This window comes from Paenibacillus sp. GP183, assembly GCF_900104695.1.
In the GTDB taxonomy this organism is placed as follows: Bacteria; Bacillota; Bacilli; order Paenibacillales; family NBRC-103111; genus Paenibacillus_AI.
Genome location: NZ_FNSW01000001.1, coordinates 5,285,591 through 5,307,349, shown reverse-complemented (window position 1 = coordinate 5,307,349; position 21,759 = coordinate 5,285,591). Strand labels below are relative to the sequence as shown.

13 protein-coding genes and 2 riboswitches are annotated in these 21,759 nt (G+C 47.1%); all 13 genes read right to left on the bottom strand.

Annotation, left to right across the window (positions count from 1 at the left end; translation table 11 throughout):
- Positions 1 to 19: 19 nt before the first annotated feature.
- The 13 genes from BLV33_RS26105 to BLV33_RS26045 all read right to left on the bottom strand — a co-directional run bounded on the left by BLV33_RS26105 (position 20) and on the right by BLV33_RS26045 (position 21,545).
- Complete coding sequence (locus BLV33_RS26105) at positions 20 to 604, bottom strand: cysteine hydrolase family protein (protein WP_090798391.1); 585 nt, start codon at positions 602 to 604, stop codon at positions 20 to 22.
- A gap of 113 nt (positions 605 to 717) precedes the next feature.
- Positions 718 to 824: riboswitch (guanidine-I (ykkC/yxkD leader) on the bottom strand.
- Between the two features lie 181 nt (positions 825 to 1,005).
- On the bottom strand, positions 1,006 to 1,836 hold the full coding sequence (locus BLV33_RS26100) for an MBL fold metallo-hydrolase (protein WP_090798389.1): 831 nt from the start codon (positions 1,834 to 1,836) through the stop codon (positions 1,006 to 1,008).
- Between the two features lie 45 nt (positions 1,837 to 1,881).
- Entirely contained in the window at positions 1,882 to 3,678 is a 1,797-nt protein-coding gene (gene atzF / locus BLV33_RS26095) for an allophanate hydrolase (protein WP_090798387.1), read from the bottom strand.
- Entirely contained in the window at positions 3,675 to 7,319 is a 3,645-nt protein-coding gene (gene uca, locus BLV33_RS26090) for an urea carboxylase (protein ID WP_090798385.1), read from the bottom strand. Before uca ends, atzF begins: the two co-directional genes overlap by 4 nt.
- Before the next feature lie 97 nt (positions 7,320 to 7,416).
- Positions 7,417 to 8,067 (bottom strand): urea amidolyase associated protein UAAP2, encoded by a 651-nt coding sequence (locus tag BLV33_RS26085; protein WP_090798383.1) that lies wholly within the window; start codon positions 8,065 to 8,067, stop codon positions 7,417 to 7,419.
- Between the two features lie 27 nt (positions 8,068 to 8,094).
- Positions 8,095 to 8,814 (bottom strand): urea amidolyase associated protein UAAP1, encoded by a 720-nt coding sequence (locus BLV33_RS26080; RefSeq protein WP_090798380.1) that lies wholly within the window; start codon positions 8,812 to 8,814, stop codon positions 8,095 to 8,097.
- Positions 8,815 to 8,884: 70 nt separating this feature from the next.
- Positions 8,885 to 8,983: riboswitch (guanidine-I (ykkC/yxkD leader) on the bottom strand.
- Positions 8,984 to 9,095: 112 nt separating this feature from the next.
- The gene (locus tag BLV33_RS26075; protein ID WP_090798378.1) at positions 9,096 to 9,869 is read right to left on the bottom strand and encodes a LamB/YcsF family protein; all 774 of its coding nucleotides are present in this window, start codon (positions 9,867 to 9,869) and stop codon (positions 9,096 to 9,098) included.
- A gap of 29 nt (positions 9,870 to 9,898) precedes the next feature.
- Complete coding sequence (locus BLV33_RS26070; RefSeq protein WP_090798376.1) at positions 9,899 to 10,861, bottom strand: 5-oxoprolinase subunit C family protein; 963 nt, start codon at positions 10,859 to 10,861, stop codon at positions 9,899 to 9,901.
- Entirely contained in the window at positions 10,843 to 11,583 is a 741-nt protein-coding gene (gene pxpB, locus BLV33_RS26065) for a 5-oxoprolinase subunit PxpB (protein ID WP_090798374.1), read from the bottom strand. Before pxpB ends, BLV33_RS26070 begins: the two co-directional genes overlap by 19 nt.
- A 137-nt stretch (positions 11,584 to 11,720) precedes the next feature.
- On the bottom strand, positions 11,721 to 12,434 hold the full coding sequence (eutC, locus tag BLV33_RS26060; protein WP_090798372.1) for an ethanolamine ammonia-lyase subunit EutC: 714 nt from the start codon (positions 12,432 to 12,434) through the stop codon (positions 11,721 to 11,723).
- Between the two features lie 14 nt (positions 12,435 to 12,448).
- Positions 12,449 to 13,816: an ethanolamine ammonia-lyase subunit EutB gene (locus BLV33_RS26055; RefSeq protein WP_090798370.1), complete on the bottom strand. Its 1,368-nt coding sequence runs from the start codon at positions 13,814 to 13,816 to the stop codon at positions 12,449 to 12,451.
- Positions 13,813 to 15,309 carry an ethanolamine ammonia-lyase reactivating factor EutA gene (locus BLV33_RS26050; RefSeq protein WP_090798366.1) on the bottom strand — a complete coding sequence of 499 codons (1,497 nt, stop codon included), beginning with the start codon at positions 15,307 to 15,309 and terminating at the stop codon, positions 13,813 to 13,815. The genes BLV33_RS26055 and BLV33_RS26050 overlap by 4 nt, the downstream gene beginning before the upstream one ends.
- 197 nt (positions 15,310 to 15,506) lie before the next feature.
- Entirely contained in the window at positions 15,507 to 21,545 is a 6,039-nt protein-coding gene (locus BLV33_RS26045) for an Ig-like domain-containing protein (RefSeq protein WP_090798364.1), read from the bottom strand.
- Positions 21,546 to 21,759: the final 214 nt, after the last annotated feature.

Genomic DNA, 21,759 nt, shown 5'->3' with positions numbered 1-21,759 from the left:
GTTTTAATGTAAAACATTTTCAAGGATTCAACTTCGAGATCGCAGCAAGTTGCCCTATCGTTTGCACCGTATCCGTCACTGCCTCTCTTTGCAAGTAACGAATGGCACGGAGTGACGCTTCATGCGCTTCTCTAGTAGAGCCGCTGACTGCATCTGCGACCACTTTAACAAAATAATTATGCTGATGCGCGTCCGCACACGTGTAATGTACGCAGACGTCCGTCAAGAAGCCGCAAACGATCAATGTTTGCACATTCAGCCCTTTAAGCAAAAGCTCCAGATCCGTGGCGAAGAAGGCGCTGTATCTTCGTTTCACAATGACATACTCGCCGTCCAACGGACGAAGATCGTCGATGATATCGACTTCATCCGAACCCTCGAGACAGTGAATCCCTTCGGAACCGTCCAGCTCCCTCCCAAAGTCCACCTGACTTCGACGGTGCATTTCTTGGGTTTGAATAACGGGCAGATTGGCGTCGCGAGCGGCTTCCAGCAGGCGTCTGATATTGTCGATAGCTGCAGAAGCGTCAAAGACAGCGTCCACAAACCCTTTCTGCGCATCGATAATTAATAGAGCAGCGTTGCAATGAATCCAATCACTCATTCCGGCTTCCTCCTGTCATTTCAATAGTGAAGAATTTAGCTCCCAAAAGTAACAATAATGCTGCTCCCAATCCTCCCATGAAAATAAAATAAGCCCGAGGATATCTTATCGATATCTCCCGGGCTTTTCCCCCTCCGTGTACGCGTCAGTGGGACGCGCGTTTTCTCTCGGACCAGCCGACTCTTCCTAAAAGAGACGCGGAACCCTAGAAAACTAACATGAATAAATATTTTTTTGAGTAAAACTTGTTTTTATCTTATTCTATATGCGTAAACGTGTCAATATATATTACACACTATTTAAAAAATCGAATTAATTCAGTTTCATGTAATAATAACTAACATAAAATTGAATCTCCTAGATCATCCTCAATCGGAATTTCTACTCGATGACTAAGTCTCTTATTGAGTCAGCTCCTGGTGGATCAATTTAATATTTTTAATATGAAAATTTAGAATTCCAATCGCAATGGGTTGGGCTTCATACTGGAAATCAGCACCCATTTCAATAATTTTTTCTGTGGATAATCCTCGTTCCATTCCTTCGCCAACGAGTTCGACGGCTCGTTTCAGATAATCTCTGGATAGATCAATACGCCTTTGAATCTCCGTTTTATCCAAGGCTGCCGGACCATGCTGAGTGATCACCGTATCAATGGAATGCGTTTCGAATATCTGACTAAACATAGTCAGAGTGTCCATATAGGCACGATAAGACGTATATACAAAGGGAAACTCAACAGCCGATAGATAGTCACCGACAATGGCTGTTTGACCATAGATCGTGACCAGCCCATCCCATGTGTGCCCCTTGGCGTGGTAAAAAGTCATCTCACCCTTCTGCTGTCCGTGATTGACTTTGTCACCCATCGGCACACGCGGCATTTTCCCGGTCCATTCCCTGTCAACATAGAACTCGCTGTCGAACTGCTCTATCTTCTCAATGGAATGGACTTCATTGGATTCATCCCAAGCACTCGATGCAATCACTTTGTATTCCGGGAATTCATGCACACCGGCGATGTGATCAAAGTCGGAATGGGTGAGAACCAGATACTTCTCTCTGTTTGGTGTCTCGAAGCTTCGTGCCAGCTCCCGGATTTCGTTGATTTCATCGGGGAAATAGCACGGATCGAACACATATACAGCCTTTTCATCCACCAACACAACACTTTGCAGCTTTTGTATGTGACTTGTATGCACATAAACACCTGGAAGTAATTCGTTAATCATATAGAACACTCCTCTCTTTGGACACGGATATTATGGGTAATACATCTATAGCGGCATCACATGGCGCCAGCCGCCGGAAGAAGTCACATCTTCCGCATCTGCCGCCGCGTAAGCCTCACAAACAAAGCCCGGGACTTCGCTGCCGTCCCGCAGCTCCACCTTCCCGATCCCGAGCGGCGCCGGGATCGCTGCGGCAAAACCGCCAAATGCCTCGAGCGGCATTTCCCAAACCTCCAGCTGGATAGGCGCTCCGCCCTCCTGCTGTTTGATCAAGCCAGGCTTCGCCGGCGTCGTGGCCAGCTTCACCAGGCGGTACTTCGCCGCCGTCTCATCCTCGCGAATGAAGCGCGCTCCGCAACTCTGCATCTGCTTCTCCAGCGGGTAGCCGCGCATGTGCAGGCCGCAGACGGCAACCAGCGTTGTCGCCGGAGCCGCTGCAGAAGCCGCTGCTTGCTTCGAGCTGGAACCACCCGCCGTCTCAGCGGAAGCTGGACTCCCTGCGGCGAATAGCTCGGCGGCGCCACAGATCAAGCCCTCATCTTCGGCGAGTGCGAAGAGTGTGATGCCGAACGGCGTTGACGGAGCCGCATCACCCGCAGGCACTGCCAAAGCGCACAAATCGAGCAAGTTGCAATGATTCGTGTAGCGGCCCATATCCCGGTTGGTGCTGATCGGGTCCAATCGAACTTGCTCGCGAGTCCACGTCCCCCCGCAGGTTGGCATTACGAGCACCGAGTCTTTGAGCAGTTTACGCGCTTCCAGCTTAAACTGTTGAAGCTTATGCATCGCAGCGAATACTGATGCAGCATCGTATTCAGCCGCTGAGCCAGAGCGGAGAATTTTCTCGGTCACCGGAAAACTGGCGCCCGGATGAGCATCGATGAATCCGCCCAAGGCTGCCCACCGTTCGGCTACCCATGGGCCTTCGTACAGAATGGCGCCCGCTTGGGCGAATAACTGAGCATCCACATATTCAATGGGAATGTTCAGGTTTTGTAATTGCGCGACTGCAGCGTCCCAAGCGCTGCTGTACTCGTCCGCGTAGGTTCCATAGAATCCTAGCGGGTCTTTGGGCAAGCAGATCTTGGCGGGCAGCTTCGCCTGCGGCATCGGCACTTTGCGTGACCAAGGGTCATCATCGTGAACGCCGCGAGCTGCACCGTCTACGGCGAGTACATCAGCTATGCTGTGTGCAAACACCGTGACGCAGTCCAGACTCGCACAGGCGGGCACTACCCCTTTGGTTGGCCAAGCGCCGAGACTCGGCTTAAAGCCGACCAATCGATTGAGCGCAGCAGGCACCCGTCCGGAGCCTGCAGTGTCCGTGCCAAGCGCGAAAGCCGCTTGGCCGCCTGCGACCGCAACAGCGGGGCCGGAGCTGGAGCCGCCGCTGATCATTTCGGGTCGAAGCGCGTTGTGCGTTTCGCCGTAAGGACTTCTCGTACCGACCAACCCCGTCGCGAATTGGTCTAAGTTCGTTTTGCCGAGCGGAATGGCTCCTGCGGCAATCAACCGCTCCACCACACCCGCATTTTCGATCGGTGTATAGGCATATTCCGCACAAGCCGCTGTCGTCGGCACGCCTGCCAAGTCGATATTGTCCTTGATAGCGAAAGGAATTCCCCATAACGGTGCTTCCGCAGGATTGAGCGTTGTCAGTCGATCCAAGTAGGGTTGAATCATCTCCATGTCAGGAGGGGTAATCCAAATATTCATGTCTGCATCTTCTTTAGATCGTTGAATAATTTCAATAATAAGTTCTTGAGGAGTAAGTTCTTGATTACTGTATTTGTCTCGCAACCAAGAGATACTTAACTCACGCGGGATTTCTGCCTTTTTCATGTGGATATAACCTCTCTTCCTTCGATTATCGGGTTAATACCGAGAATAAGTTGTCCGGTATGTACTTGGTCTCCGGGATTAACATGCACGGATGAAACGAAGCCGTCGCATGGCGCATGCTGCGAGAACTCCATTTTCATACTTTCCAAAATAGCCAGCTTATCGCCCTTCTTCACCTGCTCACCACGTGCAACCAACACCTTCCACACACTGCCCGGCATCATACCGCGGACGGGAATAGTACCCTCCGGCAGTTCATCTTCCTCCGTTTTTTTCGCTGACTCCTGCTCGGTGACATATTCGGCAAGCCCTTGCGCCTTCCAGCTTTCGCGCTCTGCTTTGAAAGCATCCTGCTGCTGCTTGCGGAATGCCGCCGCACTCTCTTCAATTGATCCAAGAAACTGCAAATACTCGCCTAAATCAAATGTCGTTTCGGTAATATCCGCCTCATATCGCCCGCGCAAGAAATCTTCACGCAGTTGGAGCAGCTCATCCGCCTCTACGGGAAAGAACTGAATTTGATCAAAAAACCTGAGCAGCCAAGGCTTACCCGGCTTGAAGCATTCCGTCGATCTGAGACGATTCCACATCTGTATCGTGCGGCCAACGAATTGATAGCCGCCCGGACCTTCCATCCCGTATACGCACATATAAGCGCCGCCGATTCCAACGGCATTCTCAGGCGTCCAAGTACGTGCGGGATTGTATTTCGTCGTCACAAGGCGATGGCGCGGATCGATCGGAGTGGCCACAGGAGCACCCAAATAAACATCTCCCAAGCCAAGAACCAGATAGTTAGCGTCAAAAACGATCTTCCGGACATCCTCTATATGGTCAAAACCATTGATGCGTCTAATAAATTCCAAGTTGCTCGGACACCACGGTGCGTCTGGCCGCACCCCCTGCTGATAACGCTGAATGGCCAGCTGTGTCGCCGGATCATCCCATGAAAGCGGCAAACGCACGATTCGCGAAGGCACTCGGAACGATTCGAGCGGCGGCAGCGCCGAGTCGATTTCAGCTACTTTGCGGCATGCTTCATGGATTGTTATTTGCGCTGGATCAATGTGAATTTGCAAAGAGCGAATGCCTGGCGTTAAATCCATAACAGGAATATTCCCGCTATCCATGATCGCCTGCATCAAAGCCTGGACTTGAAAACGCAGCAGCATATCCAGCTCCATGTCGCCATATTCGACCAGTAAATTTTGATCGCCGCAGCAGCGGATTGTAATCGGAAATCTGCGATTTTCTATTTCGTGGACGAGACGCGGATATTCCGGTGTAATGGCTTCGTTCAAGTCAGGGAGCTTCACCGCTTTCAACCCCGCCGTGTCGCCTTCACCTATCGCTTGCAAATAGCTTTCTTGCAGGTCTCGCAATGCTTCTGCATCCGGCAGTGCAAGCAGGTGGAATCGGACGAAATCGCCGGGGTGCAGCTGCCCGATTTTCCAAAACTCCGCCGATGCTGTCGTGACGGGACAGACGAAACCGCCAAGACTGGGACCGTCCGGTCCAAGCAGAATCGGCATGTCGCCTGTCAGATCAAGCGTACCAATCGCGTAAGCATTGTCATGGATATTGGAGGGGTGCAGGCCTGCTTCCCCGCCATCTTCACGTGTCCAGAGCGGCGCGGGACCGATGAGTCGAACTCCCGTTCTTGAACTGTTGAAATGAACTTCCCAGCTTGTTTGGATCAGCTGCTTCAAATAATCATTATGCAGAAATTCACCCGTACAATGCGGTCCAGGAATGACGCCAATCGTCCACTCGTGCGTCATCGATGGCCTATGCTCAGCTTCTAGTTCCGCTATGAGAGACCCCGGCCGGCCGCCTTTGTTCACGGCCAGCACATCGCCCGCGCGCAGCGCGCGTCCGCCATGCCCCCCGAAGCCGCCCAGGGTGAAGGTCGAGGAACTGCCGAGAATTTGCGGCATATCAAACCCGCCGGCGATCAGCAGATATGTGCGCATACCTTCCTTCACTTCGCCGAAGCTAAGCACTTGCCCGCGACCGGCAAACATCGGCTTATACATTGGAATTGCCGTACCATCCAGCTCTGCTTGCATATCTGCTCCGGTCACGCAGAACCACATGTCACTGCGGAACTTGTATGAGCCTCCGCGCAGTGTCATTTCAAGCCCGCTGGCACTGTCCGAATTGCCAAGCATCTTGTTCCCGATCCTGAAGGACAGCGGGTCCATCGGTCCGCATGGCGGCACACCTACATCCCAGTGACGGATGCGGCCAGGGAAATCTTGCACGGTCGTTTGGATACCGCCGTCCAGCACTTCAAGCGCCCGTTCCGATGGCTCAAAGCTGTTTAGTAATTGCGTGTAGACGTTCCCGTCAACACAGTCCTTTTCTTGAAGCAGAGCCTGCAAATACTGCAGGTTGGTTGTAATGCCGTACATACGCGTCTCTTCAAGCGCCGCAATCAGCTTCCGAATGGCATCGTCACGATCCGTGCCGTGAACGATGATTTTCGCCAGCAACGGGTCGTAAAGCGTAGTCACAGTAAGACCGTCTCTCACCCATGTTTCATTTCTCGCGTTTACCGAGAAAACCGCTTGATCCAGCTGCCCCGCGCTCGGGCGGAATTGCTGAAGGCAATCTTCCGCGTAGATCCGGGCTTGGATGCTGTGCCCTTGCGGCTTGCGGATCAGCGACTTCAGATCGCGCAGTTCGTCCGCAGCTTCGCGCACCATCCATTCGACGAGGTCAATACCGAGCACTTCTTCCGTTACGCCGTGCTCCACTTGAAGTCTCGTATTGACTTCCAGGAAGTAGTACTCAGACGTTTCCGGATCGTACAGAAACTCAACCGTACCCGCACTGCGGTAGCCCAATTCGGCAGCCAGACGTATGGCCGAAGCAAACATCGCATTGCGGACTTCGTCCGTCAGGTTCGGCGCAGGACTTTCCTCTATCACCTTCTGGTTGCGGCGCTGAATGGAACAGTCGCGCTCTCCGAGCGTGACCACTTCGCCAAAGCCGTTGCCGAAGATTTGCACCTCGATGTGGCGTGCTCTAGCGATATATTTCTCCAAGAACATGCCGCCGTTTTTGAAATTCGTTTCAGCGAGATGACGCACGCTGTCGTAAGCGGATCGCAGGGCCGATTCATCGGCGCAAACACGCATTCCGATGCCTCCGCCGCCGGCGGTGCTTTTTAAAATCACCGGATAACCGATGCGAGACGCTTCGCTGAGCGCCTCTTCCAGCTCCGTGATAAGAGGCGTCCCCGGCAGCAGCGGAACACCGGTGCGCTCCGCAATCTCTCTGGCGGAGTGCTTCAGACCGAACATTTCCATCTGCTCCGGCGCAGGACCTATAAACACAATCCCATGCTCACGGCAAGCCCGGGCAAAGTCGGCATTTTCGCTCAAAAAGCCGTAACCCGGATGAATCGCTTGAGCGCCTTTTTCAAGCGCCGTCCGCAAAATCAGCTCCGTATTTAAATAACTTTCTTTGGCAGGACCTTTTCCTATGAGAACCGCTTCATCAGCCTGATCCACATGAAGACTGTCCTGGTCTGCCTGTGTATATACAGCCACGGAAGCGACACCCAGCTTGCGAAGCGTACGTTCTATACGTACAGCGATGGCGCCCCTGTTAGCAATAAGCACTTTACTAAACATCGTGACCCCTCCTTAGCGTTTTTTCCTGAAAACTGGCAATGGAAGTAAACGCTGAGTTTTACTTGGCAAAACTGGCTTCGTCTCAGATAAGGTTTACTCAGCTTTCCCAGATGAGAACCTGAATCGGCGTCGGATTATAAGCGTTACAAGGATTATTCAGCTGCGGGCAGTTGCTGATGAGCACCATGGTACCGCATAGGGATTGGACTTCCACATAAGCGCCAGGACCGGATACGCCATCGTCGAATTTCAAACCGCCATCCGGTGTAACTGGAACGTTCATAAAGAAGTTAATGTTCGGGGCCAAGTCCCGCTTCCCAAACGCGCCATCGCGCTTTGCAAGCTGGAGCATAAACGTATCGCGGCAATTATGCATCGACAGCTTCTCGTGTGCATAGCGAACTGTGTTGCTTTGAGCGGAACACGAGCCGCCAACCGTATCATGGCGTCCGCAAGTATCAGCGACGATCTTCAGCAGCTCTTTGCCCGATTCGGATCGCAGCACGGAGCCCGTGCTCAGGTAAATGTTTCTTTGGCCTGCGATGGTTGCTACGGCACTATAATGATCATCGGGATTCTGGGCATCATAGAACAGCGTATCAGCCGCCTGATTTCCTTCCAAATCCACAATGCGCAACACTTGCCCCGTCTTCAACTCATGCATCCACCCGTCTCCGGCCAGGATTATTTCGCTATAGACAGCGTCTTCGACCTTGCGGTGACTTTCCACTCGATTAAATACAGCCATGTCGGTTCCTCCTTCGCAATTGTTTTTTTACAGTCCAAGCAAAGTGTGGTATTCCCATGTATTCTCAAAAGCCCGGCGATTTTCCGGGCGGTAATTGACGCAGTAATCTTGCGCATCCACAGGTAAAGCAGTGAAAACTTCAACTTTTACCGGTACGGACGGAAAAGAGGTGTCAGGATCCAGCGGATTTGGCGTATTTGAAAGCACGAGCAAAACGTCGAGCTCTGTGCGTATTGTCACGGTTGCACCCGCTGGGCAATGATCCTCGCTAAAGTGCATGTCGCCCTGCTCATCGCAAAACACTTTAGAGAACAAATTCACGACGGGCATCATATCGCGCATGCTTAAACCATTTCTCACCAGCTCTACGGCGAAGTTCTCTTGACCGCTTCGCAGCCAATCGTTGCGCAGTTCCTGATAATTCGTTGCGCCATACTTGGCATCTGTGGCAGCTCGGCTCGTATATCCGCTGAGCGGGTCGTGCCAGCCCAGACTGTCTTCGACGATGCTCGCCATAGCGCGGCCATTATCGCTCATCAGCACATTACCTCTTGTCAGATGTGAAGTATGCTGTGCTTTCAGCGTATCCGGCATGTTGTAACGCTCAGTCAGATCCTTCGCGTGAAACAATTGCACGGAGACATTCGCAGCTGCTTCTAACGCAGTGAAACGAATTAATTTCCCTTTACCGATCGTGCCTGACCATTTCCCGCCGGGACGAATTGTTATGCTCCAAATGCTGTTCATGTTCACAATCTCCTTTTCAGCGTAATGAAACAAAAAGGGAGACATCACAAGACGCCAGCGTCTTGATGATATCTCCCAGGTTTTTATCCTTCCGTGTCGCTCGTCACAACAAGCGGTTTACTCTCGGACCAGCCCGGAACCTTCCGACGGAACCCTAGTAAACAAAAACAATCGTATGTGGTTATGTTAATTAACATAACATCAAGTATGATTTTCGTCAATATATTTGGGTTTGCGAAGGTAATCAAAAACAATGTTATCTTTAAATCCAAATCGCCCGTTTATACAGAATGCCATTTACCTACAGGCGCAACTTGTACACCAGCACCATTCAACTTTTCCCTAATACGCTTAATAATTTCAACAGCTCCAGTCGTGTCACCATGTACGCAAATACTCTCGCCCTTGATATCAATATTTTCCCCATCCAAAGTTTTCGTTTTCCCCTCTACAACCATGCGCAATACATTTTCAGCAATGATTTCCGGATCTTTAATTACCGCACCTGGAATTTTTCGGGAAACAAGAGTCTTTTCACGCGTGTAGGCACGATCTGCATAAAATTCTAATACAACGGGAAGACCTTTCTTCACTGCAATTTTATGGATTTCCGTACCTTCTCTAATAAACAATTTCATATCAGGAAACAGGCTCAGGACAGAATCAACTATTGCTTCAGCAATATACGGGTCCGTATCAGCCATATTACTCATGCTTCCATGGGGTTTAATATGTTGGATCTCAAGATCATGTTTACTGGCAAATGCTTGCAAAGCACCTATTTGATAAATGTTATAATTGATTAATTCTTCTCGAGAAACTTCAATGTTCCGACGCCCAAATCCTAATAAGTCTGGAAATCCAACATGAACGCCAATGCCGACACCGTATTTTTTAGCAAGAGTTACCGTTTGATCCATTACATTAGGATCGCCGGCATGAAATCCGCATGCAATATTAGCCGAAGTGATATATGGCATAGCTTCCTCATCCATGCCTAATTTATAAATACCAAAGCTCTCTCCCATATCACAGTTCAAATCAATGTTTTTCATAACATACACTCCTCTAACATTTTCTTTTATCAACGAATGATCATTCGATTGATTAAACGGAGCTCTGCTATCAATCTCTCTTGTTCTTTCCAGAGCTCTTGAGCATCCGATACTTCCATCGCTTGGAACCGAATTTGATCTCCTGGCTTTTTTTGAGCCGTAAAAGGGATATCGACACTGATAATAACTCCTATTTTGGTATAACCGCCTGAGACCTGGCAATCAGCCATCAAAATAATCGGTTGGCCTATGGCAGGAACCTGGATGGAACCCATGGCGATAAAATCGGAAATGATATCGGCTCCGGCGATATGCATTAGCTGCTCTCCTTGTAATCGATATCCCATTCGATCCGATTCATTCGTTACTGTATAAGGATTTGAGGTAAACGTTTCAACCGATTCGCTTGTGAATGCGTTGATTTGAGGTCCTGGAATAAATCTGATCGTCCGATCCTGTGAATAATCGGGAGTGTGCTCATACCGTAATGTTCTTCCCGCTATTTGAGAGTAGTTGAAAGGCGAGCTGCCAATCGGTATCTCATCACCTGTTGCAAGCGCTCTGCCTTCAATCCCGCCATAATTACCCCGTATAAAGGTGGAACGGCTTCCAATAACTTTGGGCACACCTATACCGCCGGCAAAAGAAATGTAGGTTCTGCATCCGCTTTTACAACCACCGAAGCTCAATTCATCATCTTTGTAAATACGCAAAGATTTCCACATACCGACAGAGTTTCCGTTAATCGAAGGAGACAGATTTCCGCCTGTAATCGCAATCACGCCATCTGCGCCAAATCTTAATTTGGGACCAATTAATGTTGCTTCTAAAGCGGCTTCATCTTCGTTATTTCCTACTAAAAGATTGGCTAAACGAAGAGACAAAGGATCCATGGCTCCGGAAGCCGATACGCCAAACTTCTGGTAGGCACGGCGCCCCAAATCTTGGACAGTTGTGAAGAATCCGGGTTTAACTACGTGAACGAATTCCATTCCTGATCCCACTCTCTTTGTCTATGGTTATCCCATCTTTCCGCTTCATCAGCAGTTATAGGTATGTACTGAAGATAATCTCCCGAAAGCAGCAAGCCTGGGGCTTCACGATAAGGATTAAAAATTTCCATCGGTGTCCATCCAAGCAGATGCCACCCTCCTGGAGCATCAATCGTATAAATGGTCGTTTGCTTATTAGCAATAGCGACTGAACCCTTTTTCACTTTGACCCGGGGGCTGGAACGCCTGGGCAAGATCAACCGCTCGTCAATTTCACCGCCATAAGGTGATCCTGCTATAAAGCCGACCATATAAACATAGTAAGGCTTGGAGTACAGACTTTGTATGACTTCTTCCGGCGTTAGACCAACCTGCTTGGACAAGTCTTCCAAATCAGGGCCATATTCTCCGCCGAAAACGACTGGTACATACACTTTTTTACTTGCGATATCCTCACTTTGCAAAGTGTATTCTTGTAAAGCTTGAAGTTTTCCTAATAGTTTATCGTAGGTGATCTTAATGGGATCGTAACAAACGGCTAGAGTATTGAACGTGATAATAATTTCTGTAACTCCCGGAATTCCTTGCTGCTCGATTATATGGGCGAAGGATTTGACAGATCTACTAACCTGGATGGACAATATATTCTCAAACTGCACTACCAAAGTTTGATCTCCCAATGGAACATAATTGATAATTTTGTTCGTAATATGGGCGGTCAAATACCCTCACCTCCAAATTGAAAAATTTAAGCAAAAATAGACACTTTAATATATATCACTATTATAGAGGAAAAACAATATACCTATGTTATGTTTATTCACATAGAAGTTTTTTCGATTTATGAATCTGAATCTGTTCACAAGACCAAATTCACACCGCTCATCTGCTGCTCGATCATCTTAAGAAGCAATGAACCGATATGAGCCCCCGCTTCCACTGGCAAGGTTCCTCTCCGATGAATGTTAGAGATAACCGTTCGTTCGGAATCTCTCCTCCCTGGACGAGGTTTATAGCACATATAAGCACTCATCGAGGAAGCCGCCAGAAGTCCTGGCCGTTCGCCAATTAACATGACTAACACTTCAGGCTCCAACAATCGGCCAATATCATCCATACATCCAACACGTCCACCGCGTACAAAGAAAGGCGTGCCCGAGGTTAAATGATTCACTTCCAGAGAATCCATCAGAGCCGGCAAAATATCAGCCAAATTATCGTCTACTGCCCTGGCACTGAGTCCATCCGAGATGACGATTTGTACCTGAGGCTTAAGCACACAACGCTGAAGCAGCAGACTGGCAGCCTCCTCAGTCAACAATCTCCCGTTATCAGGACGTTTTAAAAATAAATCTTTATCGCCGAATCGCGTGTCAACCGTAAACAATTGGAAGGCTTCCAAAGTAGCTGGAGAAACGACTCCATATACAGCATCTACAGCCTCGGCGTGATCCAATCTCAACTTCAGCATCTCTTCTGTAAGCGGCCGTGTTCCCGTTCTCCCCACTCCGATACGTGCAGGCGTGTGACTGGCCATCTCGGTAAATACCCGAATTTGATGCTCTCTCTCCATCCTATGTCCTCCCCTCAGTACACGAAACGAGTCGCATCGCCCGCCTTCGCAGCAGTTAACCGTCCATCCCGCATAATACCCTGATCCTCAAGCCATGCTTCAAACTGCGGTGCGGGTCGTTTGTGCAATGTCTCCCTGATTGCAGCAATATCGTGGAAGCTCATGGATTGATAATTGAGCATGCAGTCGTCAGCCATTGGGACTCCAATAACAAAGTTGACACCTGCGGATGCCAGCAAAATACCCAGATTTTCCATATCATTCTGATCAGCTTTCATATGATTCGTATAGCAAATGTCGCATCCCATCGGAAGTCCATGCAGCTTACCCATAAAATGATCCTCTAAACCAGCTCTAATCACCTGCTTGCTGTCATATAAATATTCAGGTCCGATAAAGCCGACAACCGTGTTGACGATAAATGGCCTAAATCGTTTAGCCAAACCATAGCACCTGGCTTCAAGCGTAACCTGATCGATCCCGAAGTGTGACTCTGATGACAATTCAGACCCTTGTCCGGTTTCAAAATACCATTGGTTCGGACCTTGACTCGTCCCATATTCATGAATAATTGCATCGGCCTCTTCAAGCAGCTGCAAACTAATTCCAAACCCCCGATTCCCCTCCTCTGTTCCAGCCAAGCTCTGGAACAGCATATCTGCACGCGCGCCATCAAGGACCGCACGCATTTGCGTTGTGACATGGGCGAGAACACAATTTTGCGTCGGAATCGACCATTGATCAATCACTTCCTGAGATGCGTTCAACAGTGCTTTTATGTTGTCTGTCGTGTCAATTACAGGATTAATGCCAATAACCGCATCTCCTACTCCATAGCTGAGCGCTTCAAACAAGGCTGCCTTTATCCCCCGTAGATGGTCCGATGGATGATTCGGCTGCGCCCTCGAAGCTAGCGTCCCCGTGAATCCAATGGTTGTTCGGCAGGTTGTAAGAACCTCCATCTTGGCAGAAGCTTGTATTAAATCAAGATTGGACATCAGCTTACATACCGCTGCAATCATTTCACTGTTCATCCCTTTGGATATCCGAAACATGTCGCTGCCGACAATCTCAGAGCGAAGTAAATATTCTCGAATCTCAGCAACTGTCCAACCTTTTATAGAAGCATAGACCTCCTCGTTCACATCTTCTTCAATGACTCTCGATATTTCATCAGCTTCGGGAGGCAGCAATGGATTGTCACGAATTTCAGACATCGTTAATCCCGCCAGCACATATTTAGCAGCAATTCGTTCCGACATATCCAGCGCAGCAATGCCAGCCAGTTGATCTCCCGATTTCTCTTCATTCGCTTTGGCATATACCTCTTTCAGGCTTTGAAAAGTGTAATTCTTTCCTCTCAAAGTTATTTGTAATTTCATGGTCTCCCACCTCCATATTCTTTCCTCTGAAACATAAGTGTTTTGATAACAACAGGTATGATATCTTCCTTTAGAGGCTTCCCTACATCGATATAATCTCCCTCGGAGGCTTTGATTTGATCCACGCAAATAAGTTTCATTCCAACAGCAAGTCGTTTCACCAAGGCGTGCCCCAATGCTTTCGCCATATCGTTCTCACAAATGATAAGCAGCGTAGTATCCAATGGCGCTTCCGCCGCCGCATATCTCCAAATTATCGTGTCGGCAATCTTCTGCAAGCGACGATATGAATAGTAGCCTCCACCCCTGAAAGCGAGAGCGAAGGGTGGATTAGTCTGTGAGGCAGAATACAGAGAAGAAGCCTTGTCCAAAGCAATCAGAATTGCCTCTTCGAGCTTATTCAAATCGTCCTCTTCATCATCCGGTAAACAACAGACAGCAACAGGTATATTAAGAAGCGGCAGCGCCTCCTCGTCATAATAAAGAGTCGCACCGCTAATTTCCATCGTCTGTGTTCCGACCCCGATAACCGTCGCCCGTTCAGATTCCTCGGCTTGCCTCAATCTCACTGTGCTGTTTGTCGCTTCCTCGCAGAGCGTAGCTGCGAGCAATGGACCTATATCACCATATTGGGCTACCTCTTGCAACGTAGTCGGCGCTGGTGCTGCCATTAAACCGCCAACACCTCCAGAAATCCAAATTTCATCAGGGAAGGGTAACGCTCTTACCGGCCTTGAAATGAGTAGTGATTCTATATACGAACCGTTGTCCAGTTCTTCTTTTCCAAGCATACAATTAATGAGCACCTTCACCAGTCGGCGGCAAAACGCCTGTAACACTGAGAAAGAGGTTACCTCCCCTTCAACTAGAAGGGACTTGTCAGGATGATTCTCATCCCACTGCTTAAGCTGCCCAGCTATATATTCGATTCGTCCTGTCTCATCCAAACGAACAAGACGTCCTCCAACATGCATAGTTACCGTAGCAATCATGTCTCCATCTCTGAAATAAGCGGCATTCGCCGTCCCTCCACCGATATCAACATTGGTAATAATTCCCCGTTGAGTACGTGAGTAAGCCTCTGCACCTGAGCCTTTACCAGCGAGTAGCGATTCAAGATCCGCCCCAGCGGCCGCAACGACAAATTGTCCTGCAGTTCTGGCTAGCGCATGCACAATTTGTTCCGCATTATGCTTGGTAGCCGTCTCCCCCGTAATGATGATCGCACCTGATTGAATAATGTCCGAGCTAACTCCAGCTCGATCGTATTCCTTCTCCAGTAATTGGGACAAGGCCACCACATCGATCTCCTTCTCACTTGCTAATGGAGTCGTAAAGATCGGGCTCACATAAGCCAGCCTTCGTTCAGTAATCTCATAACGAGGCAACGAATAGTCTCCTGATGTTTGTATAAGCTTTAATCGGGATACAATCCATTTAGTCGTGCTTGTTCCAAGATCAATGCCCACACTTGTAATCCATTGCTCCTTCAATCCATACCCTCCTAGCCTGAATTACCAAGGGGATTCATAACTATTATCTATAATACATCATAACTTTAAGAAGCGCAGAAAAGCATTTGTTTGCAAATGTGGCACAATTTATTTTCATTTAATAAAGAATAATCGCCTTACCCCATCCTTATTTGGATGGGGTAAGGCGATCTTGTAACTATTATGAAGCTTACTATTTATTGATTAAATTCATCGTTTGAAGAACTGTCTGCATCTGAACCTGTTGCTGTATCAGATTTTGCTAAGATAGTAATTGTCTTCTCACCAATGATTCCTGATCCATCCTGCGCAGTAGCTTTCACAGTAACTGTGCCGTCCTTTATTGCTGTTAAGAGACCTTTTTCGCTTATGATCGCAACGCCTGTGCCTGGAACAACACTCCATGTTACTGCATTGTTACTGGCATTTCCAGGTAAGACCGTTGCTTTAAACTGCAGCGTGCTTCCATTCCGTAGCATAGTTCTATTTCCAGCTGCAGTTAAACTAATATTCGTAACGAGGGTATCCTGATCGATAATAGCCAGGTTAGATCCAGCTTTGTTGGATATACCGCCTAATTTGATATTCCTGATTGTGAAATGATTCATAGTTATGCTGCCAGATATAGTACTAGCTGCCTCAATACCAGTTAACCCTGCACCATCTATGACTAGACTTTCAACCGAAACATGGTTAATCGATTTTGAACCTTGAATGGACAAACCTTGGTACGTGCTGTTCAAAGCGATATTGTCTTTGATTTGGATATCGCTGTTAATTGGGAGAGAATCCGCGTATACCCAAATCGCGCCAAAATTTAATCCCAAGCCATTATCGCGGCTTCCGGTACGAATCATAGTATTGCGTTCAACCACTGTTGTACCGGCGAGTGGTGTTGGATCAAACCGAGTCGATACCGCGATGCCGCCACCTGCATAGATCGTATCCGTTAACACATTATCTGTCATCTTATTATCTTTACCGCCAAACACTACCATATTGTCGGCTAACCAAGGCAACTGTACCGTATCAAAACGGAATGTGTTGTTATCCGTATAATCGTCCGGATGCCCGCTTCTTAAAGTGGACCACATAGCCAATCCATCGTCACCCGGGTACCGCACATTGGTTTGCTCTACCATACTGTTTTTTGTATTGATGCTGAAGTTGATTCCATCCGCCATTGTATCGCGAATTCTCAAACCGGCAACATAGAATCCATCGGTATATGCATCGCCATTGAAGCCAGGTTCTGACTGAGGACGGGTAATCCACATCCCTGTTTTGGTGTGTTCAATCCATACATTTTGAATCGTTGAACCAGGTCCAAAGGCACCCTCGAATCCATTGGTATGCGCATTGTCATCGCGAATGTTGAGATCGCCGTCAATCGCCAGATCAAACACGCGGATGTTGCTGCCGTTTCCATAAAATTTTGCTCCTATCAAGGTCGTGTACCACATACCCGCTCCTCTAATAGTTACATCATCCAGGAAGATTAATGGATTTGCCGCACCCTCATCCTTAACTATAAATGTGCCCGCTGGGATCCAAACTCCTTTATGTTGTGCTTTAGCGTCAATTATAGTTGCTCTTATAGCTGCCGTATCATCTGATCCGTCATTCGCTGTCGCTCCATGCTCGGTTATCGAGATAAAACCGGCAGGCATGGTATATGCAGAGGTTGGAGCCTGCTCCATATCGGCAAAATCGATAATAACGTAGGAAGGATTTGCATTCGTTTTTCTTAGACTTATTGCAGCACCCGCTGGAATATTTTGACCAATGAGTACATGCGTTTCGTCAAAGAAACGATGCGGGCTGCCTTGAGCCGGATCTTTAGACCAAGGATAGTTTCCGTATTCCCAAGCAAACTTGGAAGTTAAATTGATATTCTTGACAAATGCATCATTCACATATAAACCGATACTTGCATTCGTGGATCCGTCTGGAATCGAGTAACGAAGTACAAGAGAGTTTGCCGGTTTTGCTAATGTAAAATTAACGTGCTGGGTAGTTTCGGTTAACTTCACAGCCCTTCTACCGGAAGCTTCTGAAGCAAACTCATGGTAAGCTCGAGTTGGACCTATAATTGTACCATTCGTGTCGCTATCCTCTGCCTCATACGTGATATAAGATTGATTGGCACCTCTATATGCGAGATTCACATCATCAAGAATCGTAAGCGAGTCAATACCCACTTGACCGCTGTCCATGCTGTCTAACTCTAATGAAACAGAATTGAAGCCTGATCTCAATGGAAGTTTAACCGGCACAACCGCATTTGCGTTCCCATTTTTTGTAGGCGCAAAGATCAGCTGCTTCAACTTTAAACCATTTACATACAGGCTTAAAGTTTGAGGGGTGCCTGTTGGATTCGCATAGCGAATTTTTGCATCGTAACGATCATCAGCTTGCGCATTTACGGCAAAAATTACTTTATCTCCCGTATTGGTGAAGTGATTCACGTAACCATTGCTTGTTTTTTGCACAGAACCGCTAATAAATGCATTTTCTGCTTCATAGCTGATATCGCGGGGAACTTCTGTAAACATCCAGAGTTCAGTATCTAACTGATTGCTGTTCACAGTGCCATGCTGGGCATAAGGTTTTGTACTATTTTGAAACATATAATCATGGGATGGAAGTGCGCTTGAGATATTTTTATAACCTAAGAAATCATTAATCATCCATTGAGTTCCTAAAACACTCTTATCGATGCTGGAAGCTGTTAAATTCGGTTGATCTCCCTCAATCGCCATTAGGTGACCCGTGGCACGGTTTTTGATCAGCTTATGACCGTTAAAGTCTGACACCAGCCATTGTGAGGTTAAATCATCATTTTGTGAGTTTAATTCATCTTTTTGTGAGTTTAATTCATCTTTTTGTGAGTTTAAATCATTTTGCGATTTTAGATCTCTGTATTTAACTATGCCGTCATCTTCATAAAGATATTTGCCTGTCGATTTATTACGGATGGTTACATAATTTGAATCATCAAAAACTTTCGTCGCTGTGTTTCTATTTAAATCAACACTAACTGCCGGTGTGTGAGTAACACTCGGTGCAGCTTCTGCAGTCCACTGAAGTGATGGAAGTGTGTTGGAATAAAGTCCCCGCTCCGCATATCCTTCCGCATTTTTAACGTTAATATATTCATCGTTATAACTGCCGTTGTTACTGCGAATCAAGAAGCTCGGTCCATTAGCTTCAATAATCCACTGCGTCTTTAAGTCATTGACACTAGCTGATGGGATGCTTTCAATATAACGGTAATCCGTATTCATCGCCATATAATGGCCGGTCTCGCGATTTTTAATACGCGCAGCTCCTGTATTCGAATCGTATTCTGCAATCCAATTCGAGTACCCATTGTCAGCAGCTGCATCTCCGTATAAAACAACACCGCTATTGGATTCGTAAAGATATTTCCCATTATTGGCAATCCGAATATATCCGGCAGGCACAGGCGGAGGAGAAGGCGCCTTTTCAAGAACCCACTTCGTCTGGTCCCGGGTAGCCAGATTATCAAAATGCGCATAATCAATGTACAGATTACCGGTTGCATCCGTTGCATATAAATGTGCATTTGTCCAAGCACTCACAAAATACTTAGAGCCAGCATCCGCGTCCGATATTCTCCATTGGTTTGTATTAGCTACACCAATAGTTTCTGAAAATACTGGATCCGTATTAGGGTTAGCGGTATGCAAGTTCATATAGTGACCCGTGGACATATTTTTCAAGCGAACCGTATTATCGGTAGAATCTTCAAAAAACCATTGTGATAATGTGCTTTCTGCAGCCGGTGAACCATTTTTCACAATACCGGTCGTCGTATCTTCATAAAGATAGGCTCCCGTTATTTTGTTTTTTATGCGGTAATTAGCTGTAGTATCCGGGGCATCCTCAAAAATCCACTTCGTTTGTTCCTGGGTAGCCGGATTATCAAAATGTGCATAATCAATGTATAGATTACCGGTTGCATCCGTTGCATATAAATGTGCATTTGTCCAAGCGCTCACAATATACTTAGAACCGGCATCCGCGTCCGATATTCTCCATTGGTTTGTATTAGCAACACCGATAGTTTCTGAAAATACTGGATCCGTATTAGGGTTAGCGGTATGCAAATTCATATAGTGACCCGTGGACATATTTTTCAAGCGAACCGTATTACCTGAGGAGCTCTCAAAAAACCATTGCGATAATGCGTCCGTTGCGGAAAGTGCACCGTTTTTCACAATACCGGTAGCCGTATCTTCATAAAGATAAGCTCCTGTGATTTTGTTTTTTATGCGGAAATTCGTTTTCACTGCATCTACTACAGGGAGAAAATTCCAATGCGCGCTTGTCCAGTTGCGGTTAATTTCACCGTACTCGGCATATTTGATCAGATTTTGCACATGAATAAATTTCTGATGGTCCGGGTTGCTGTTTGTATCGTTGACGCTGTGAACAAGTTTGACTCCGCCCCCAAGGTCTTCAACAACCCATTTCGCTTTGTTCTTTTGATCTATGGTCATGTTTGTGAAATCTAAAGCGGTTACTCGGATATGACCCGTGGACATATCTTCCATATTGATATAATGTCCCGATGCGCGATTTCGAATCGTTTTCCGTCCTTCGTATTTCGCAACAAGCCATTGCGCTTTTTGATCGGTTGTTGAGGCATTTCCATATTTTAAATTTCCTTCGCTGTCTTCGTATAAGTAAAGCGAATTTGCATCCCAGGAGCTTTGAATGCGCACATATTGATCTACCCCTGCCACGACTGAGGGATCTTCAAACAACCATTGAGCGGGGTTGGTATCAGGTGCAACAGCGCTGGAAACTACAGCATGAGTGGCTTGTGCCACGTTGATATAATTGGATGGATTTGCAGCGCTCTTAATAGTTTTATAATCATCGTAAATAGTAGAGTTATCAATTTTCCATTGATCTGTTGACAAACTTATTGGAATATTTAAACTTTGTAAAGGGTCTGTCATTTGCGATCCATTTTGCGACGAAATATAATGACCCGTCAAAAGGTTCTTCAGCCGTTTTTTACCGTCCTTTTCTTCGACTAGCCATAAGTATGCATTTGTTGTACCTAATGCTCCGATTTTGACTATACCCACATTATCTTCGAAAAGATAAGACGTAACAGTCGCAGCATCGGTGAAGTTGACTATGCGCGTCGGGTTCACATCTGCGGCTAGCTCAAATTTCCATTTTTGATCATCCCCATTGCCGTCTCTACCCCAATCCATACCAATCGATCGAGTTGTATGATCGGCAAAATCAGCAGGAGCAATCAGAAAATATGCTGGAGATAAATGGTCTACATTGGAAAAATTAAGCCATCCCGGATCTGCGGCGTTTGTAGTCATTTTCCATTTCTGGGTTGTCTGTGCTGCATTATTAAGCGGTAGACTTTGCAGTGCTTCAACAGCAGCAGCATTTTGCGTAATATAGTGGCCGCTGACCCGATTTTTGAGGCGAACGGTCGAAGTTCCGTCATCCGATATCAGATACCAGTGCGACCTCGCATCATTCACAGGCACATTCCAGCTTTTAACTAATCCATCATTATCTTCAAAGAGATAATGGCCAGTACCCGCTTTGGACAAAATTCGTACGGGGGTCATATCCGAAGCCGGTTCAAACTTCCACTGCGGACTTTCAAAAGTCGGCCCGATGCCAAGACTCATTTGGGCATAGCCAAGCTGATCTTCTTCATGAATATAATTATTGGCGGTTGGTGTTGCGGCGCTTCTGATTGTTTTATATCCCGCTCTGCTTGCATCTTCGATAATCCATTGATCTTGAGCTGTGCTGACGGAGATGGCTTCGCTCGTCAATGCGACCTTTCTCGAATCGACTTGAGCCGCAACTACTTTAGCCGAGGTAATATAATGACCGGTTGCGCGGTTTTTGATTCGTTGATAACTACCGGATGTCTCTAGGATCCAATCCGAAGTTTGATCCGTAATACCGGTAAAACCGTATCTTACCGTTCCATCGGATCCTTCATATAAATAATTGCTTTGCCACTTATTCTTGATGCGAATATAGGTTGATTCCGTAACGGTATCAAAGGCGGCACCAGTAACGCCATCATAGACTACACTGGTAACAGTACTCGTTTGAATTGGAGTGATATTGCTGCTGGCAACTTGAGCATTAACAGATAAGGGTGACAATAAAAGAACTGACATCCATATGGCAATAATATGCTTAATACGTTTCATAAAAATAGGAATACCTCCCAATTCTATTTTAGTATTGTTAACGCTTACAAAAGAAGAGTATAAAACAATTGTACATATTACATACGCACGCCCTCTATTACACCATTTGCCCTACCTCCCCTTAGAATAAAACAGTATTATATTGAATTATATAACCCGTCTCATAAGATTACGATGTGCAATATTATTGCAATCAAGTGCATTATTATCTTGA

Coding starts and splice junctions, on each gene's coding strand:
- BLV33_RS26100 (WP_090798389.1), bottom strand. CDS start 1,836: ATGATTAACGAATTACTTCCAGGTGTTTATGTGCATACAAGTCACATA.
- BLV33_RS26055 (WP_090798370.1), bottom strand. CDS start 13,816: ATGAAATTACAAATAACTTTGAGAGGAAAGAATTACACTTTTCAAAGC.
- uca (WP_090798385.1), bottom strand. CDS start 7,319: ATGTTTAGTAAAGTGCTTATTGCTAACAGGGGCGCCATCGCTGTACGT.
- BLV33_RS26085 (WP_090798383.1), bottom strand. CDS start 8,067: ATGGCTGTATTTAATCGAGTGGAAAGTCACCGCAAGGTCGAAGACGCT.
- BLV33_RS26080 (WP_090798380.1), bottom strand. CDS start 8,814: ATGAACAGCATTTGGAGCATAACAATTCGTCCCGGCGGGAAATGGTCA.
- BLV33_RS26045 (WP_090798364.1), bottom strand. CDS start 21,545: ATGAAACGTATTAAGCATATTATTGCCATATGGATGTCAGTTCTTTTA.
- atzF (WP_090798387.1), bottom strand. CDS start 3,678: ATGAAAAAGGCAGAAATCCCGCGTGAGTTAAGTATCTCTTGGTTGCGA.
- eutC (WP_090798372.1), bottom strand. CDS start 12,434: ATGGAGAGAGAGCATCAAATTCGGGTATTTACCGAGATGGCCAGTCAC.
- BLV33_RS26075 (WP_090798378.1), bottom strand. CDS start 9,869: ATGAAAAACATTGATTTGAACTGTGATATGGGAGAGAGCTTTGGTATT.
- BLV33_RS26070 (WP_090798376.1), bottom strand. CDS start 10,861: ATGGAATTCGTTCACGTAGTTAAACCCGGATTCTTCACAACTGTCCAA.
- BLV33_RS26105 (WP_090798391.1), bottom strand. CDS start 604: ATGAGTGATTGGATTCATTGCAACGCTGCTCTATTAATTATCGATGCG.